This window comes from candidate division TA06 bacterium B3_TA06, from assembly GCA_005223075.1.
Taxonomy (GTDB): domain Bacteria; phylum Hydrothermota; class Tepidihabitantia; order B3-TA06; family B3-TA06; genus B3-TA06.
Map to the genome: position 1 here is coordinate 36,148 of NJBO01000008.1, position 16,604 is coordinate 52,751.

Annotated in this window: 14 protein-coding genes; 10 read left to right on the forward strand and 4 right to left on the reverse strand. The window is 53.4% G+C overall.

The features are described from left to right. The first annotated feature begins 47 nt into the window (after window positions 1-47). The 4 genes from CEE36_06170 to CEE36_06185 all read left to right on the forward strand — a co-directional run bounded on the left by CEE36_06170 (window position 48) and on the right by CEE36_06185 (window position 3,459). Entirely contained in the window at window positions 48-1,019 is a 972-nt protein-coding gene (locus CEE36_06170; protein TKJ42848.1) for a hypothetical protein, read from the forward strand. Continuing rightward, window positions 938-1,993: a hypothetical protein gene (locus CEE36_06175; GenBank protein TKJ42849.1), complete on the forward strand. Its 1,056-nt coding sequence runs from the start codon at window positions 938-940 to the stop codon at window positions 1,991-1,993. Before CEE36_06170 ends, CEE36_06175 begins: the two co-directional genes overlap by 82 nt. Window positions 1,994-2,230: 237 nt before the next feature. Continuing rightward, window positions 2,231-3,187 (forward strand): hypothetical protein, encoded by a 957-nt coding sequence (locus tag CEE36_06180; GenBank protein ID TKJ42850.1) that lies wholly within the window; start codon window positions 2,231-2,233, stop codon window positions 3,185-3,187. Further along, on the forward strand, window positions 3,184-3,459 hold the full coding sequence (locus CEE36_06185) for a hypothetical protein (GenBank protein ID TKJ42851.1): 276 nt from the start codon (window positions 3,184-3,186) through the stop codon (window positions 3,457-3,459). The genes CEE36_06180 and CEE36_06185 overlap by 4 nt, the downstream gene beginning before the upstream one ends. 86 nt (window positions 3,460-3,545) lie before the next feature. Here the strand turns inward: CEE36_06185 and CEE36_06190 are convergent, their stop codons facing one another. The 4 genes from CEE36_06190 to CEE36_06205 all read right to left on the reverse strand — a co-directional run bounded on the left by CEE36_06190 (window position 3,546) and on the right by CEE36_06205 (window position 8,718). Beyond that, on the reverse strand, window positions 3,546-5,063 hold the full coding sequence (locus tag CEE36_06190) for a sodium:glutamate symporter (GenBank protein ID TKJ42852.1): 1,518 nt from the start codon (window positions 5,061-5,063) through the stop codon (window positions 3,546-3,548). 62 nt (window positions 5,064-5,125) lie between these two features. Next, window positions 5,126-6,589 carry a sodium:glutamate symporter gene (locus CEE36_06195; protein ID TKJ42853.1) on the reverse strand — a complete coding sequence of 488 codons (1,464 nt, stop codon included), beginning with the start codon at window positions 6,587-6,589 and terminating at the stop codon, window positions 5,126-5,128. Then, window positions 6,586-7,839 carry a hypothetical protein gene (locus tag CEE36_06200; protein ID TKJ42854.1) on the reverse strand — a complete coding sequence of 418 codons (1,254 nt, stop codon included), beginning with the start codon at window positions 7,837-7,839 and terminating at the stop codon, window positions 6,586-6,588. Before CEE36_06200 ends, CEE36_06195 begins: the two co-directional genes overlap by 4 nt. 210 nt (window positions 7,840-8,049) lie before the next feature. Further along, window positions 8,050-8,718 carry a hypothetical protein gene (locus CEE36_06205; GenBank protein TKJ42855.1) on the reverse strand — a complete coding sequence of 223 codons (669 nt, stop codon included), beginning with the start codon at window positions 8,716-8,718 and terminating at the stop codon, window positions 8,050-8,052. Between the two features lie 131 nt (window positions 8,719-8,849). On the opposite strand from CEE36_06205, the gene CEE36_06210 reads away from it, so the two are divergent. The 6 genes from CEE36_06210 (at window position 8,850) to recO (ending at window position 16,597) form a co-directional block, all read left to right on the forward strand. Continuing rightward, on the forward strand, window positions 8,850-9,695 hold the full coding sequence (locus CEE36_06210) for a pantoate--beta-alanine ligase (GenBank protein TKJ42904.1): 846 nt from the start codon (window positions 8,850-8,852) through the stop codon (window positions 9,693-9,695). Between the two features lie 7 nt (window positions 9,696-9,702). Next, window positions 9,703-10,605 (forward strand): DUF58 domain-containing protein, encoded by a 903-nt coding sequence (locus CEE36_06215; GenBank protein TKJ42856.1) that lies wholly within the window; start codon window positions 9,703-9,705, stop codon window positions 10,603-10,605. Window positions 10,606-10,750: 145 nt separating this feature from the next. Further along, window positions 10,751-12,598 carry a hypothetical protein gene (locus tag CEE36_06220; protein TKJ42857.1) on the forward strand — a complete coding sequence of 616 codons (1,848 nt, stop codon included), beginning with the start codon at window positions 10,751-10,753 and terminating at the stop codon, window positions 12,596-12,598. Between the two features lie 219 nt (window positions 12,599-12,817). Then, window positions 12,818-14,356 (forward strand): hypothetical protein, encoded by a 1,539-nt coding sequence (locus CEE36_06225; GenBank protein ID TKJ42858.1) that lies wholly within the window; start codon window positions 12,818-12,820, stop codon window positions 14,354-14,356. A 163-nt stretch (window positions 14,357-14,519) separates the two neighbouring features. After that, window positions 14,520-15,866, forward strand: coding sequence for a magnesium transporter (mgtE, locus tag CEE36_06230; GenBank protein ID TKJ42859.1), 1,347 nt, complete (start codon window positions 14,520-14,522; stop codon window positions 15,864-15,866). Beyond that, window positions 15,866-16,597: a DNA repair protein RecO gene (gene recO, locus CEE36_06235; protein ID TKJ42860.1), complete on the forward strand. Its 732-nt coding sequence runs from the start codon at window positions 15,866-15,868 to the stop codon at window positions 16,595-16,597. The genes mgtE and recO overlap by 1 nt, the downstream gene beginning before the upstream one ends. The last annotated feature ends 7 nt before the right edge of the window (window positions 16,598-16,604 follow it).

The following is a 16,604-nucleotide window of genomic DNA, read 5'->3' on the forward strand; positions in this document are numbered from 1 at the left end:
TGCAGTTTTGATCCCAGGTTAGATTTCGATTTCTTGGCAGGAAAGCCATGACTAAGAAGATTCTCATAACCGGTGCATCCGGTTTCCTCGGCTCACACGTCTGCGAAGCAGCGCACGATGCAGGGTATGAAGTCCACGCACTCATACGCTCTACAAGTTCAAGGCAGTGGCTTAAGCATCACTGGCTAAATATCCACGTTGTCAATCTGGATGAGCTTACCGGCCTTTCGGGGGTGCTTAAAGGGATGTATGCAGTGATCCATAACGCCGGTGCTCTGCCCGGATCAACGCGGGAGGAGTTGATCCGGGTTAACGTGGACGCTACCAGGATCGTGGCACAGGAGGCAGTCAACGCCGGGGTGCGTCGGTTCGTTTTCGCCTCCAGCCGTTCTGCAGGTGGGGCTAACCTGGGGAGTTTCCTTAAGACCGAGGATGAGCCCGACGGTCCAACTTGGGGCTATGGGGGGAGCAAGAAACGGGCAGAGGAAGTCCTGCGTTCTTTCCGCGAGAAGATGGATATCGTCAGCATGCGATACGTCACCATCTACGGCCCGCGGAACAGACACCTCCTGCGGCTCTTTAAGATGCTTTCGGGTTCGGTTGTTCCCATTATGGGGTTCAGGCCAATCTACATGCCTATGGTGTACGTAATCAATGCGGCGAGTGCAGCGGTTGCAGCACTTAAAGCTCAGGTGAAGTCCGGCGTGTTCTACTACATCTCAGACGGGGTGGAGTACACGATCGATACCCTGTATGACTTCATCAGCGATGCGTTGGGCAAAAGAGGGATGCGTGTGCGGGTGCCACTTTGGGTTGCATCTTCGGCAGCTTGGTGGATGAACCGGATCATGAAGAAGGGAACCGGTTTCTCGCCCGACGTAATAAAGGAACGGCGTTCACGCTACCGGTTGGTATCCTGTGAACGTGCAAGAAGGGAATTGGGCTGGAGACCGACCGTGATGCCAAAAGAGGGGTTTGCCGAGACGGTGGCGTGGTACCGAAAACAGGGGTGGTTGTGAGTAAACAAAAGAAGGTTCTCGTCACCGGTGCATCCGGTTTCCTCGGCTCACACGTCTGCGAAGCAGCGCACGAGGAAGGGTATGAAGTCCACGCACTCATACGCTCTACAAGTTCAAGGCGGTGGCTTAAGCATCACTGGCTGAATATCCACGTTGCCAATCTGGATGAGCTTACCGGCCTTTCGGGGGTGCTTAAAGGGATGGACGTGGTGATTCACAACGCAGGTGCGACGTCAGGTTACAGCAAGGAAACCCTTCAAAAGGTCAACGTAGAAGGAACAAAAGCCATTGTGGAGGAGTCAATCAAGGCCGGGGTAAAGCGATTTGTCTACGTATCGAGTCAGGCAGCAGGCGGACCAAGCAAAGGAACATATCCGAAGACCGAGGATGATCCCGACTGCCCCATCTCCACCTACGGCTTTAGCAAGAAGACCGCAGAAGAGATACTTTTAGGGCTTCGCGATAGGATCCAGATAGTGATTCTTCGCTATCCGGTTATCTACGGACCGCGTGGAGAAGAGATGTTACCCATCTTCAAGATACTTTCCGGGCCTTTCCAGCCGGTGATGGGGTTCAAGCCCCTCTATACATCCATGATCTATGTAACCGATGCGGCTCAGGCTGCGGTTGCGGCACTGCAGGCGAAGGTCGCTTCCGGCTCGATCTACTACATCGCCGACGGAGTTGACTACACCCTTGAGTATCTCTACGATTTGATCGGTGAGGCTCTGGGGAAGAAGGGGTTGCGTATCAAGCTGCCCCTCTGGATAGTAAGTATTGCCGCCTGGTGGGTTCATGATGTGCGCAAAAAGAGGCCTTCATTTAACCGCGAGGAAGTGCGGGAGTTTAAGGCTCGCTTCTGGCTTGCCTCCTCTGAGAAGGCCATGCGCGAACTTGGTTGGAAACCCCAGGTTTTGCCTCAGGAAGGATTTGCCAAGACGATACGATGGTATCGTTACAAAAGGTGGCTATAATTTACCCCATAAAGTTACGAAGTAACTTTATGGGGACCCCGGGCATACACCCCACACGTACGCTCCGCGTCCGTGCGGGGACCCCGAAGAGCGAGAAAGTTGTTTAAGGTTAATGGCTGAAGTAAAAAAGATTCTACTCACAGGCGCGTCCGGATTTCTTTTACCCCGCAACGCTACTTTGTACCGTTGCGGGGACCCCGAAAAAGGACAGTTCGATCAGGTTAGGTTGTGGGTGTTATGAAAAAGGTTCTGGTAACCGGTGCATCTGGATTTCTTGGTTCGCACATATCCGAGGCGGCGCACCAGGCAGGATACGAGGTTCACGCCCTGATCCGAGAAACCAGTCCGCGGCGATGGCTTGATCATCCCTGGCTTGTGATTCATACCGCAGATCTCTACGATCGGGACGCCATGGCTTGTATCCTTTCAAGGATGGACGGTGTGATCCACTGTGCAGAAACCCTGTGGGGTGATTACTACAGGGTAAACACCCAGGCTACACGGGTAATTGCCGAGGAGTCGGTTAAAGTCGGGATCAAGCGTTTTGTCTACATCTCAAGCCTGGCCGCAGGAGGTCCGGGCAAGGGGCCTTATTCCAAGGATGGGGGAGAACCGGATAGTCCTATCTCTCCATACGGGCACAGCAAGAAAGCCGCCGAGGAGATACTCGATGGGATGCTTGATCAGCTCCATGTCGTGATCCTGCGCTATCCCATGATCTACGGGCCGCGCGACATCCAAGCATTGCGCCTCTTTAAGAACCTTAAAAGCCCGATTAGCGTAAAGGTAGGGTTCAAACCCATTTATATCTCCGCTATCTACGTGAAGGATGCGGCGCGTGCCGCGGTTCGCACCCTTAGTGCTGATGTGGCTTCCGGTTCGGTCTACGACATCTCAGACGGGGTCAACTATACCTTTGATGATCTCTACGATGTTGTCGGTGATGCTCTGGGCAGAAGGAGTTTGCGTATTCCGTTGCCCTTCTTTTTAGTGGTTTTTGGTGCCTGGCTGGTGCACGATGTCTTCAGGGAGAAGACGGCCTTCAACCCTGATCAGATAGGTATGTTCAGAAGCCCATACTGGCTTGTATCGCCGGAGCGCGCTATTCGCGAACTCGGCTGGGAACCCCAGGTATCTATCTATGAGGGAGTTAGGCGGACAATTCACTGGTATAAAAAGAAAGGCTGGTTGTGAAATCTAAGAAACTTTTACAGGAACTTGAGCTGGTGGCCGAGAAGCTCGGCATACAGACGGTCTACGATACCTTTCAGGGTAGGGGAGGGGGCTGTCGGGTTATCGAGGACCGTTACATCGTGATCAACAGCCGTCTGGCTGATGAGATAAAGGCTGAGCTCTTCCTTAAGGCGCTTTCCGAGCTTCCCATAGACGAGATATACATAAAGCCTGAGATCCGCGAGTTGCTTGAGGAAGCGCGGAAATCCAGACCACAAACCGAGTCAATGTAGGGGCACGGCATACCCTATGAGATGCCAAGCATCTCAAGGGGCAGGCTCTGCCGTGCCCCTACAACAGGCGAACCTGAAGGTTCGCGCTACTTTTGGGAGGGCGTCGCCTCTTTTTCCTCAGACCCTCTTGTATGCTTGGTGAGGAACTTAAACGTCCAGGGGTTGAACCAGATGAAGAGTATGACCGCCAGATAACCTATGATTAAAAGCAGGGTGATCCAATAATAGTTGGGGTTGCCCAGCTCGTATCCGGTGGCAGGCAAGCTGGCCATGGCGATCAATGGAATCCCCATTAGCAACCCTATCCCCGAACCGTAGATGGCGTCAGAGGCGGCAGAGGTTCTAAACTGCGGATCCACCCCGCGCAGCAACGCCATGCCGGTGGCGAGTGTTCCTGTGTGAGTTCCGAAGAAGGTGACGAAGTGTTCAACAAAGGTCTTTGGCCATACCCTTCGCACGAAGAACCAGATGTAGCCTATTGTGACGACCCCGCCGATGGTTGTCACTATAAGTATCGGCACGATGTAAGGGCCGAGCACCCGCACGTTTATGGCGGCGATGGAGGCGGCGATCATGAAGTCAATCGCCGTGCCCCCGATGTGCTGCAGGAGGTAGTTGTTGGTCCCCTTACCACCTTTCACCCATCCTTTATCCTCCATCTTGCGTACAAATTTGCCCACGAGGGTGCCGATAAGCGCGCCGAACCCGAAGTGGAATCCCCAGAAGAGCTTTAACATATTGGCACTGAGTTTGCCGGGAACCAGTGTATTCAACAACCATGTGAGTCCCTCCAGGCCTAAGAGAAGGACAATATAGATTCCGCCAATCAGCATGAGTTGGGTGGTAGCCTTGTCGATTGAGCGCGCCATGCCGGAGTAGTCGCGCTCCTTCTCGATGAGGAAGTGGGCTCCTGGTTGGGGTGGTGGTGGTTTGCCAAAGCCGGGTTCTGGTTCGCCGCGACGTCTGCGCCTGCGAATCAGGATGTTCATGAGCGGCACGCCCACTATACATGCCCAAAGGAAGCCTATGGTTGAAAAGCTTAATCCCACCGATGCTCCGTTCGGGAAAGCGGAGGTGGCGGTGCCGGGAACCATGATATCCGACCATAACTTGCCCATCTGGCTGGCTAAACCGGGGCCCTGGCCAAATCCGAAGGGCAAAAGGAACCCAAACGACGGGAAGAGATCAGGGAAGATGGTAAGCATGAGGATCAGCGTAACAGCAAGGCCGATGAATCCCTGGATGGCGTAGGAGGCCACCATGTAGAATCCACCGGAGACCGCTGAGCGGGTCCTGCCTTTTCCTTCGCTGCTCTTGAGTGCGAGCGCTATGAATGCTATTCCCATTAGATGATAGATTAACGTCAGAAGGGTTCCGGATTGAAGGGGGGTTATGACTTCCGTGAAATCTCCGTGGATGCGGGTTATCTTAGGTAGTATGTTAAGTACACTGGGGCCGACGATAAGTCCAATGAATCCGGCGATGATGGCGTCGGGGATGCGAAACTTGCGGATGAACGATACGAACCGTCTTATAACCACCGCGATAAGAAGAAATACGCCCAGAAGGGCCAGATCAACGATCAAACTCCAGGGTTCAAGCATCCGAATCCTCCTTTGTTTGCCTTTAACCTCTTCCCATCGGTGTGTTTCATTTCTTTAAAATTCTATAAGCTCCTTATGCCTTCCGAACTTACTTCTTCATCTCTTATCGAGTACTTCGTGAGGAAGCGGAAGACCGGCGGGAGAAACCAGATCACGAGTGTTAGCGCGAGATACCCCAGAACCGCCACCAGGGTAATCCAGTAAAGGTTGGGGTTGCCGGTCTCGAACCCCTCAATGGGCAGGGTGGCGATAAAGATCAATGGGAATACCAAAGGCAACGCCAATGCCGAACCGTACACTATGTCTGATGCGGCTCGGGTCCGAAAGTAGGGATCGGCCCCGCGAAGAAGCGCCATACCCGTTGCAATCGTCCCGGTTTGCTCCCCGAAGAACGCAACAAAGTGTTCCACATAGGTCTTGGGCCAGACCTTCCGGACGACGAACCATGTATACAGGGTCACTGAAAGTCCGCCGGCAGTGGTTATGATAAGGATGGGTACGATGAACTCGCCCAGAACCCTTACGTCTATGGCTGCAATAGATGCGACGATCATGAAGTCAATCGCCGCTCCCCCTATGTTCTGAAGCAGGCGATTGTCGGCGATGGGGGTTTTAAAGATCCTTTTGTCCTCTAACTTGTGGATTAGCTTGCCAAGTAAAGTCGCGATGATAGCACCGAAGACGAAATGTATCGACCAGAATATCCCCACTATGGTTTGCATTATCCCAATCTCACCTACCAGGGTGTAAAGTAGGAAGGTCAGTCCCTTAAGGGACAGAAAAACCAGGATGTAGACGACACCTATCAACACAAGTTGAGTTGTAGCCCTTTCTACCAATCGTCCCGATCCGCCTTCTTCTCGCTTCTCTTTAAGGACTACCGGCATGGGTTTGGCCTCAAGACCTGGAGCCGGTTCCCCTCTGCGGGACCTGCGTCTTATTAAGAGATTCATCAAAGGCACACCGACAAAACATGCCCACAGGAAACCGATTGTGGAGAAGCTGAATCCTACCGATGCCGCGGCGTTAACGCTGGGGAAGGCTTTTATACCTGCCGGAGAGATCTTATTAGCCCATTTAACCGCCATCTCTCCTGCCATGGGTCCCTGGGCGAACCCGAATGGAAGAAGCAGGCCGAAGGCCGGAAAGAGGTCTGGATAAACGGTTTTTATAAGCACAAGCGTAATACCAAGTCCGACCGCTCCCTGCACACAGTAGGAGACCACATTGAACAGTCCGGCGGAGAACGCTGTGCGTCCTCGTCCCTGGCGGGTATCTCTCTTTAAGGATAAGGCGATGAATCCTATCGCGAGAAGATGGTATACCAGCGTGGTCAACCGGCCGGTGTCGAAGGGAACGAGTCCCAGGATACCCGGCCCGGCGATCAAAGCCAGCACCCCGGCCAGGATTGCATCAGGGATGCGAAAACGCGAGAAGCGGGGTATAGCGCGGCGGATGACCATTGCTATAAAGAGAAATATCGCAAGGTAGGCTATCTGAAGCATCATATCCCAGGGCTGGCTCATCTCAGGTCTCCTTTGCTCTTACTTTTATCCAGCTCCTGGGTCAAAAAGTGCCAGAAGTATGCCGACTGGCCGAAGAACGTGAAACGATACGCCATGTCTTCGCCGAAGAACTCGAACTTGTGATTCCAGGTGATACCCGGTCCCCTAAGCTCGTTAAGTGAAGCATCAAAGAGGACCTTGCCGTCCTTGCTTCGAACAAACACCATCCTGAAGTCGGGAGTGAGGGTTGCAATACCATCTCCTTTGAGTTCGAAGTCGCGATCCCTTCCGGTCTCGGTGGGGACAGACCACATCATGGCCGGAAGCGAGACCAGAGGGTTTCTACCCTGCTTTTTGCGATCTGCAAGCATCGGTATGGTCTGGGCATCATTCCAGCGCGTCCAGTCTATGTAGCGCTTGAAGTTACGTGCTCCGACTGCGAGCGGTTCGCCTACTTTGTTGAGTTGGAAGGTCCCGTTCCCAACAAACCTCCAGCGGGCACCACAGGCGGTGCAGAAAAGATGCTTGCCTTTCGATTCAAGCACAAAGAATCTCTTGCAGTGTGGGCAGAGCCATAAGCGAAGCTCGAGGTGTTCTGCCACAGTGGGACTCGTGAAGATATGTTTTATGACCTCGGGATCCTCCAGTTCGCTGTAGAAGAGCTTTTCTTCTATCCTTCGTTTGATTTCCCTTTCATCCTCAGGGACCTCATCCGGGTTCTCAAACAGATAGCTGAAATCAAATATCACCCTGCCTCGGCGCGGCCAGTTTGACCACCGAGGCCAGGCAAGGTAGGAGCCGCGCTGCCTGACACAGATCGCCGGTATCTTCAGCTTCTTTATAAGGCGTGGAATCGTGTCGCCCAAAGGCAGGGTTTGCCCGTCCCAGTTGCGTTTGCCCTCAGGGAAAACCCCGATTATCTCTCCACGCTTGACCGCCCTTAACAATATGCGCATGGTAACCGAGTCCGGGATGTTTTTTGTCTTGGGGATGCCTTTCACCCATCCAAGCAAGGTGCGGCTGATCTTGTATCGGAAGTACTCATCAGTAACAACGTAGCGTATGGGACGGTTGATGGAGTCTGCGATCATGAATGGATCAACCGTGTTTGTGTGGTTAGCCAACAAAAACGCAGGCTGTCCCCGAGGAGGAAAACCCCTCTTGCCTTCGCTTTGTATGTGGAAGAAAAAACGCAGGGGCGGTCCCAAAAAAATCTTGGCCCACCACCAGAAGATATCCCTCCACAGAAAGGAGAGCTTCTCACCGAGCATAGTATTAAGCAAACACAAAATTCGCCAAAAGTCAAGAGGAGGGGGCAGAGATTATTTATTGGGATAAAATATTAATCCAATTTACTATCAGCAGGGCAATCTATTACGTCCGAGAAAAGGTAGGGAACGTCCGCAGGCATTCCTTATTGTTAATCAGATGGCTTTAGCTATACGTTATACGTGTTCGTTCCTTAAGTTATGGGTTTCGGTTTACTGAATTCTGCCGTGCTTGTCATACTTAATCGTGTGGAAGCCTTCGTCTTCCGAGTAGCATTTAACGTAAACGTAGCCGGAGGCGTCCACCCTTACATGTGGCCCCGTATCATATTTGCCCGAGTCGTAAGCCTTTTTCCAGAGCAGCTTACCTTTCGAGTTGTACTTGATTGTGAGAATGTCGGAGGCGGTTTCCTCTCCCCGGTAACCCGTGAGACCCGTGATGTAGACGTTGCCTAGTTCGTCCACCGTTATGTCCTGGGCAATATCCATGGAACCATTGTCGTAGAAGCTGTTCCATAAGACGTTGCCTTCCGGGTCATACTTGATCGTCCGGTAGTCGTTATCGCGTCCATTAAAGGAGTAGCATGTCACATAGGTGTTGCCCGCCTCATCCGTTGTTTGGGCATAGATCACGTCCTCGGCGTAATCGCCTTCATAGGTCTTCTCCACCACAATGCCCTCTTTATCAATCTTGAGCGTTTGGATGGCGCCATCAGGCCATTCTCCCAGGTATCCCGTAATATATGCGCAACCCTTCTCTACTTTTATGACAGTGGGTCTGCCAAAGACCACGACCTGTTTTTCCCCGCTTTCCAGGGTTCTTGTGATAGTTGTGGCAAACGCAAGGCTTGCCATAAACACCACCACGAGCGCTTTTTTCATGGTTTTCCTCCTTGACTGGTTTGCAGTTGCTCCGACGAGCGACTTTCAATCTTATAGAGATTATAAGGGAGTTTCAAGGAGTGTCAATAGTTAAAGTTGACAATGCTTTGTTGCTGCTTAACATAGCGATTATGGAGATCATCCGCACTATCCGCGAGATGCAGATGTTTGCAGATGAGGCAAGGGGACGGAGCAAGATCATCGGTCTTGTTCCCACCATGGGGTATCTGCATGAGGGGCATCTTTCTCTTGTCCGCAGAGCGAGAGAAGAAAGCGACGTGGTGGTGGTAAGCATCTTTGTTAACCCTGCTCAGTTCGGGCCAGGTGAGGATTTATCCAGCTACCCCAGGGATTTTGATAGCGACCGGATGCTTCTTCAAAAGGAGCGGGTTGACGTGATTTTCGCCCCTTCTGTGGCGCAGATGTACCCTGAGCCCAGCCTTACCTACGTTTACGTTCACCTGCTTACCGAGACCCTGTGCGGCGCTGATCGTCCCGGTCACCTTGACGGGGTCTCGTTGGTAGTTGCCAAGCTTTTCAACATCTGCAAACCTCACAAGGCTTACTTCGGGGCCAAGGATTTTCAACAGCAGCTGGTGATCCGCAGGATGGTGGCTGACCTCAACTTCGATATCCAGATCATCACCTGTCCCATCGTTCGAGAGCCGGACGGCCTTGCCATGAGTTCCCGTAACACATACCTATCATCTGATGCACGCCGAAGGGCGCTTGTCTTAAACCACTCACTTGAAGAAGCGGAGCGGATGGTTAAGGCAGGGGAGAGGAACGTGGAAACTATCCTTGGAAAGATGAGGGAGATGATTGAGGCAAAGAATCCAGACCGAATTGACTACGTATCAGCGGTGGATCCTAACACCCTAGAACCTATCCAGGAGATCAAATGCCCGGTTTTGTTTGCTCTGGCAGCTAAGTTCGGCAAGTCGCGGCTCATAGACAACCGGTTGGTCGAGCCTTAATCCATAGATGAAGCGGGAAGAACTTCTCAAGCCTGAGACCCTGGCAAGGCTTCGAGGCCTGGATCTTAAGGCACGACTTGTAGTGGAAGGCTTTTTGGAAGGTCTGCACCGCTCGCCATACAAGGGATTTTCTGTCGAGTTCTCCGAGTACCGCCCGTATATCCCAGGCGACGAACCTCGTCGCATCGACTGGAAGGTTTATGCCAAGCGAGACCGCTTCTACGTGAAGGAGTATCAGGAAGAGACCAACCTTCGCGCCATGCTTTTAGTGGACTCCTCAGGCTCGATGGCTTACCGTTCAGGAAGTGTTACGAGTGCGCTTTCCAAACTGGATTACGCCACCACACTCGCCGCAGCACTTGCCTATCTTCTGATCAAGCAGAAGGACGCGGTGGGTCTTGCCACCTTCGATACCCGGATCAGGTCCTACATCCCGCCTCGCTCGTCGCGTAACTACCTGCAGCTGCTCCTGGCAAGGCTTGAGAACCTGACAGCAGGCGGGGAAACGAACCTTGCGGAAAGCCTTCACAGCCTGGCCGAACGATTGCGCAAGCGAGGTCTGGTGATACTCTTCTCAGATCTCTTCGACGATCCGGACCGGGTGCTCTTCGCTTTGCGCCACTTTCGTCATCGCAAGCACGAAGTTATTCTCTTTCATATTCTTGACCCCATGGAGGAGAGCTTTGATTTCTCATCACCCACGAGGCTTGTTGATATGGAGACGCGTAAGGAGGCAAGCCTTGATCCCCGTCTTGTTCGTGCAGAGTATCGCAAGGCGCTTGAAGATTACCGGTTCCGCCTGCGAAGCACATGCTCGGAACATCACATAGACTACAATCCGATCCTTACCGATCAGAGCTTTGAGCACGCCTTGTTTCGTTACCTTGAGAAGCGCCGCAGACTAAGATGATGACTGCTGGTAATCATCCGGTTCTTCTTTGTGACCGAAGCTACGTAGTGCGAACCCTTAGGTTCGCCGCGAGGCTAAAGCCTCGCACTACATGTTTATTTCCTCCCACTTGGTGGAGAACGCGTAGCGCGAAGGGAGCATTTTTATGATCAGCTTTGCCAACCCCTGGTATTTGTTACTTATGCCTCTGGCGTCAGGGCCGTTGGTTCTTCATCTACTCAGTCGCCGGAAGATGAAACGTACCGAGTTCAGCTCGCTTTTCTTCCTGCGAAAGCTTCGTGAGCGCCGTTTCCGCTGGCTCAAGCTTCGCGACGTTCTCCTCCTCATACTTCGCACCTTGTTCCTGATGTTCCTGGTTCTTGCCCTGGCCGGACCCATATGGAAAGGCCGTTTCCCCTTGGGTAAGGTGAGGGCAGATGTAGTCGTTATCCTCGATGACTCCTACTCAACCACGGCGCGTTTTGGCGATCTGAAAGCAACCGCCTCTCGGCTTCTTGACGAACTCTCGCTTGGCAGCCGAGTTGCGTTGCTTTCTCCATCCGGCTCTTTATGGGACACCGTATGGGGTGAACCTGAATCCGCTGCCGAAAGGATACAAGCCCTTGCATCTTCCCAGAGCGGGCGCGATCTTCAGGCTGCATGGCTAAAGGCCTTAAAGCTTTTAGATAAGAGCCGTGCGTCTACGCGGCGCGTGGCATTAATCTCCGACGGACAGGAGCACGCGCTCGGTTTCCTGGAAAACCAACGTATCCCTTCAGACGTCGAGGTGTTCTGTTTTATAGACGAGGCAAGTTTTCCAGCCAATACCTCCATCCTTGATGTTGAGCTTTATCCTGGTTTCCCGCTGCCGGGCGAAGAACGGTTCTTGCGTATTCGATTAGGGCGTTCGGGAAAGAAGGTTGAGAAAACCCTCTCGCTCTGGGTGGACGAACGGATGGTTGAGGAGCGCAGGATAAGATTGTCCGAGGGCCGGAAGGAGATTGAGTTCAGGCTTCCACAGGCAGCTCAGGAGGTAAGGGTAGCTCTTGATCCGGACTCGATTCCTGCAGACGATCAGCGGTTTGTTCTCGCATCCGGCGGCAGGCGTTTGCGCATAAGTCTTGTGGGGGATGCGGGTTCGGATTTCCTTGAGCTTGCCTTAAGGGTCGGAGGCGACCTGGAGGTGCAAAGAGTTCGACCTGCCGGCGCTGCTCGACTCTCTTCTTCCTCTTACGATGTTCTCATCTGGGACGGTGCCACTTCGTGTCCTTTCCAGGCCCGCACCGCCGCTTCCCAGGGCTTAGCGGTTCTCATCCTGCTTGACGGCGACGTGGAAGATGTCGCGGGCGCATTTAACTCCCTGGGCGTCTCATCTGGAGAAGGCTTTGAGATCCTTGGACCATCCTCACTCTTCGCGGATCTCGAGGAGCAAGACCGCCGCCAGATGCGGATTAAGCGTTATGCGCGGCTCGAGCCCACAGGGGCCAAGGTTATACTCCCATTGAGCGGCGGTGATCCCCTGATGCTGGCCGATACCTCACAGGATATCTACTACCTTGCCACGCGGTTCACAGCCCAGCATACAGAGCTTGTTTACCGTGCGCTCTTTCCGGCTATCTTACAGCGGATAGTTACCTACGTGGCAGGGGAGAAATCGCAGCGAGAACGTTTTATCGGCGATACCCTGCGCGTGAGGGTCCAAAAAGGTGAACCGCTTTTTGTGGAAACGCCCCGGTTGCATTACGAGATTACCCCAAGACAATCGGATGGGGGCTATGTAGTGGAGTTTAGCCATACCTCTGATGGTGGTTTCTACAGGATCGGCGCGGAGGGCTTCGTTGTTAATCCTGATCCTGCGGAGGCATCTGTTGCAAAGATAACCACTCCCGATCTCCAAAAACGCGGGGTCAAGGTCTATCCATTGGGTGCATCAGTTCCGCGCAAGCTGTGGTTCTGGTTCCTCATTCTTGCCGCAGCGTGCCTGGCAGCGGAGTTTTTGTTCATCTTTCTGTAGAAATCACGTGGGAACAGACTCAGCGGGTACTCGCCGGGTGCTATAATCCATTAATTTTTATCCGCAGATTTGAACTCTGGTAGGGTTCTCCTTCGGAGTCGCAGATGACACAGATTAAGGGCTTATACCATGAGCCGTAAACCGTAAGTCCCCTCTTGACAAGGGTTTTTTTGAGGGTAGAGTGTAATTGGTAAAAATCACACAGTCAAGGAGGTCGTAATGAAGCGTGTGTTCGTATTAACAATCAGCGTGCTGCTGGTTAGCGCGGTTGGTTTAACCGCCCAGGTTGTCGAAGAATGGGTAGCTCGCTACGACGGACAGGCAAACGGCCTTGATATTGCCAAAGCCTTGGCAATAGACGATGAAGACAACGTGTACGTTACAGGCTACAGCGACGGTTCAGGAACTAACTCTGACTATGCGACCGTAAAGTACAACTCCTCAGGCGTCGAGCAATGGGCAGCTCGCTACGACGGCCCGGCAAGCTTTCAAGATGGAGGCCGAGCCATGGCAATAGACGGTGCAGGCAACGTCTACGTTACAGGCATGAGCTGGGGTTCAGGAACCTCCGATGACTATGCGACCGTCAAGTACGGCTCCACAGGTGTCCAGCAATGGGTAGCCCGATACGACGGTCCGGGAAACGTTAGTGATGGAGCCACTGCCATAGCAATAGACGGTGAAGGCAACACCTACGTTACAGGCGCCAGCGGCGATGACTATGCGACCGTAAAGTACAACTCTTCAGGCGTCGAGCAATGGGTAGCCCGGTACGACGGTCCAGGGGACGATGAAGATTATGCTACCGCCATGGCAATAGACGATGCAGGCAACGTCTACGTCACAGGCTGGAGCTTGGGTTCAGAAGTCGACAATGACTATGCGACCGTAAAGTATAATTCCTCAGGGGTCGAGGAATGGGCAGCCCGGTACGACGGCCCGGCAGGCGGTGACGATTTAGCTTTTGCCATGGGGGTTGATGGTTCAGGCAACGTCTACGCGACAGGCACCAGCTCCGGTGACTATGCGACTGTAAAGTATAATTCCTCAGGGGTCGAGCAATGGGCAGCCCGGTACGACGGCCCGGCAAGCGGTAACGATTTAGCTTTTGCCATGGCAGTTGACGGTTCAGGCAACGTCTACGCGGCAGGCACCAGCTCCGGTGACTATGCGACTGTAAAGTATAATTCCTCAGGGGTCGAGCAATGGGCAGCCCGATACGACGGACCGGCAAGCGGTGGAGGAGTCTATGCCATAGCTGTTGATGGTACAGGCAGCGTCTACGTTACAGGCTACAGCGAGGGTTCAGGAACCTCTACTGACTATGCGACCGTAAAGTATAACTCCTCAGGGGTCGAGGAATGGGTAGCCCGGTACGACGGCCCGGCAAGCGGTAATGATGAAGCCTTTGCTCTGGCGCTTGACGGTACAGGCAACGTCTACGTAACAGGCTTGAGCGAAGGTTCAGGAACCAACTGGGACTATGCTACCGTAAAGTATAGCCAGGGGTCAGGTGTGGCGGAAGCTCCGGAATCCTCCCCCATACTGGTTTCTACCTCTCTCAACCGATTGTCCTACGAACTCTCAGGCAGCGCTTCGCTTACCCTGTACTCTGCCGATGGGCGAAAGGTGCTTGAAGAAATGGTGGAAGGCCAAGGTATCTGGGAAGCGCCAGCATCGTTAGCCCAGGGCGTCTATTTCGTACGTTTAGAAGCGGGTTCCTTCAACGCTACAAAAAAGCTGATTCTTCACAGATAACCACCAGCCGCCTGCCGTAGGCTGTGAGCCGTTAGCCGTGGGCTGTAAGTCGTCAGCTGTGTGCGGTCAGCGCCAGGCGGTAAGCTGTGAGCGGTAGGCGGTGAGCGGATGGCGGGGGGCGGGTGCACGTTGACAATCATGTTTACAAAAGTATGATTCGTGCATGGATGCGGATTTTCTCGACCGCGTAGAAGACCTGCTTGAGCAGGGCAAGACCGCCGAGCTCAAGGAGATTCTTGAGAGAATACCTGCTCGACATCTGGCTCGTGTGCTTGAGCGTCTGGACCGTGACGATCTTATAGCGCTCTTCCGTTTGATAGACACCGACAAGGCAGCTGACGTTATCCTGGAACTCGATGACGCTACCCTTGACGTGGTTCTGAGCGAGCTTGAAAACGAGCGTATCTCCAAGCTTGTAGAGGAGCTGGATTCCGACGACGCGGCCGATATCGTTGCCGAGATGTCTGCAGAGGACCGCGCCGCGGTCATTGCAAGGCTTCCTGCCGATGACCGCCGGGACCTTGGCGAGCTCCTTCACTTCCCCCCAGACACCGCGGGCGGTCGTATGACAGTGGATTTCCTTCACACCTATACCAACGATACCGTGCAGCAGGTTACCAAACGCCTTCGGCGCAAGGGGCCTGATCCTCATTACTCAAGCCTTCTCTTCGTAACCGACCGCAAGGGTCACTTTGAAGGGGCGTTGGAGATAGATAAGCTTCTCTTCCATTCCCCACGCGCCAAGATTCGCGATCTCGCAGTGCCTTATCCTGTGAAGGCGTTTCTTCTTGAGGATCAGGAGAGCGTGGCCCGTAAGGCGGAGAAGGCTGAGGTGCCCATCGTTCCTGTTGTGGACGAGCAGGATAAACTCAGAGGCATAATAACCATCGAGGACATCATCGACGTGATCCGGGAAGAGACCACCGAGGACATCTACCGTTCAGGCGGTGTAGGCGCTGAGACATCGCTTTTTGAATCGCCGGTGCGCTCGGCTGGCAGGCGTCTGCCCTGGCTTCTGGTTAATCTCGGCACTGCATTCGTGGCGGCAAGCGTGATAGGCCTATTCCAGAATACAATCAGATCCCTGGTGGCGGTTACCATCTTTCTTCCTATAGTTGCCGGACTGGGAGGAAACGCAGGTTCACAGACCGTGGTGATGGTGATTCGCAGCTTGGCTTTGGGAGAGATTACTTCCTCCGACGCCTGGCGACTGCTGCGGCGTCAGCTCTTAACCTGTTTTCTTTTGGGCCTTGGCGCCGGGATTCTTGTGGGTGTGGGTGCACTTATCTTTCGACTCCCGATAATCCTTGCGCCGCTGGTGTTTCTTGCGCTCGTAATCAACATCATCATCGGCGGCATAGTAGGGACCCTTGTGCCTATGATACTGCGCAGGTTGAAGTTTGATCCGTCTCTTGCATCCAGTATCTTTCTTACAGCTACTACCGATACCCTGGGGTTTCTTGTACTTCTTGGTCTTGCCACGCTGGCTCTTCAATACTTCCCTGCCTGATGTCTGCCCTTGTCCGTTCCGAAGGTCTTGTGTTGCGGACCCGTGCTTTCCGCGAGTCTTCCAAGATTGCCACCGTTCTCACCCGCCGTACCGGTCGCGTTGATCTCCTGGCACGAGGAGCACGTAAGCCAGGATCGCGCTTCGGCGCTGGGCTTGAGATAGGCACGGAGGGGGAATTTATTTACTACGAACGGGAGAACAAGAGCTTGTGGACACTTTCATCTGCGGACATCCTTCGCTCACACCAGAGCTTAAGGGAGAATCCTGAAACGCTTACCCTGCTTGCCCGGATAATGAAACTTTTAGCCCATCTTTCTCAGCCTGGTCAGAGTAATCCTGGACTCTACAATCTCACGCTTGCAGTGCTTAACGCTCTGGAGACAAGCAAAGCCCCAGATGCGCTTCACGACCTTTTCGTCTGGCGAGCTACTGCACTTAGCGGTTATCCGCCTCGAATAGATGAAGTCTGCCTTGTATGTGGCAAATCCGAGGCGATTAATTTCTCTGTTTCTCAAGGAGGTTTCGTCTGCTCCGAACATTCCCAGGGTGAGAAGAACGTATTTCGTCTTAATATTCAAGAGCGCGATATTCTTGTTCGCTTGAGTGATGCTCCGGTTGGCGAGATTAAGGGAAAGCTTTCCTCGACCCTGTCAAGACTTATCCGACAATACGCCAGCTACCACCTGCACGCCGACGAACGCCTCATCCCGCCCGTAACACCCCATCCGTAACACACCA

What these genes read in the sequence shown, in the direction of transcription:
- CEE36_06170 (TKJ42848.1), top strand. Translation starts at nt 48, where the DNA reads ATGACTAAGAAGATTCTCATAACCGGTGCATCCGGTTTCCTCGGCTCA.
- CEE36_06180 (TKJ42850.1), top strand. Translation starts at nt 2,231, where the DNA reads ATGAAAAAGGTTCTGGTAACCGGTGCATCTGGATTTCTTGGTTCGCAC.
- CEE36_06190 (TKJ42852.1), bottom strand. Translation starts at nt 5,063, where the DNA reads ATGCTTGAACCCTGGAGTTTGATCGTTGATCTGGCCCTTCTGGGCGTA.
- CEE36_06195 (TKJ42853.1), bottom strand. Translation starts at nt 6,589, where the DNA reads ATGAGCCAGCCCTGGGATATGATGCTTCAGATAGCCTACCTTGCGATA.
- CEE36_06200 (TKJ42854.1), bottom strand. Translation starts at nt 7,839, where the DNA reads ATGCTCGGTGAGAAGCTCTCCTTTCTGTGGAGGGATATCTTCTGGTGG.
- CEE36_06205 (TKJ42855.1), bottom strand. Translation starts at nt 8,718, where the DNA reads ATGAAAAAAGCGCTCGTGGTGGTGTTTATGGCAAGCCTTGCGTTTGCC.
- CEE36_06210 (TKJ42904.1), top strand. Translation starts at nt 8,850, where the DNA reads ATGGAGATCATCCGCACTATCCGCGAGATGCAGATGTTTGCAGATGAG.
- CEE36_06215 (TKJ42856.1), top strand. Translation starts at nt 9,703, where the DNA reads ATGAAGCGGGAAGAACTTCTCAAGCCTGAGACCCTGGCAAGGCTTCGA.
- CEE36_06220 (TKJ42857.1), top strand. Translation starts at nt 10,751, where the DNA reads ATGATCAGCTTTGCCAACCCCTGGTATTTGTTACTTATGCCTCTGGCG.
- CEE36_06225 (TKJ42858.1), top strand. Translation starts at nt 12,818, where the DNA reads ATGAAGCGTGTGTTCGTATTAACAATCAGCGTGCTGCTGGTTAGCGCG.
- mgtE (TKJ42859.1), top strand. Translation starts at nt 14,520, where the DNA reads ATGGATGCGGATTTTCTCGACCGCGTAGAAGACCTGCTTGAGCAGGGC.
- recO (TKJ42860.1), top strand. Translation starts at nt 15,866, where the DNA reads ATGTCTGCCCTTGTCCGTTCCGAAGGTCTTGTGTTGCGGACCCGTGCT.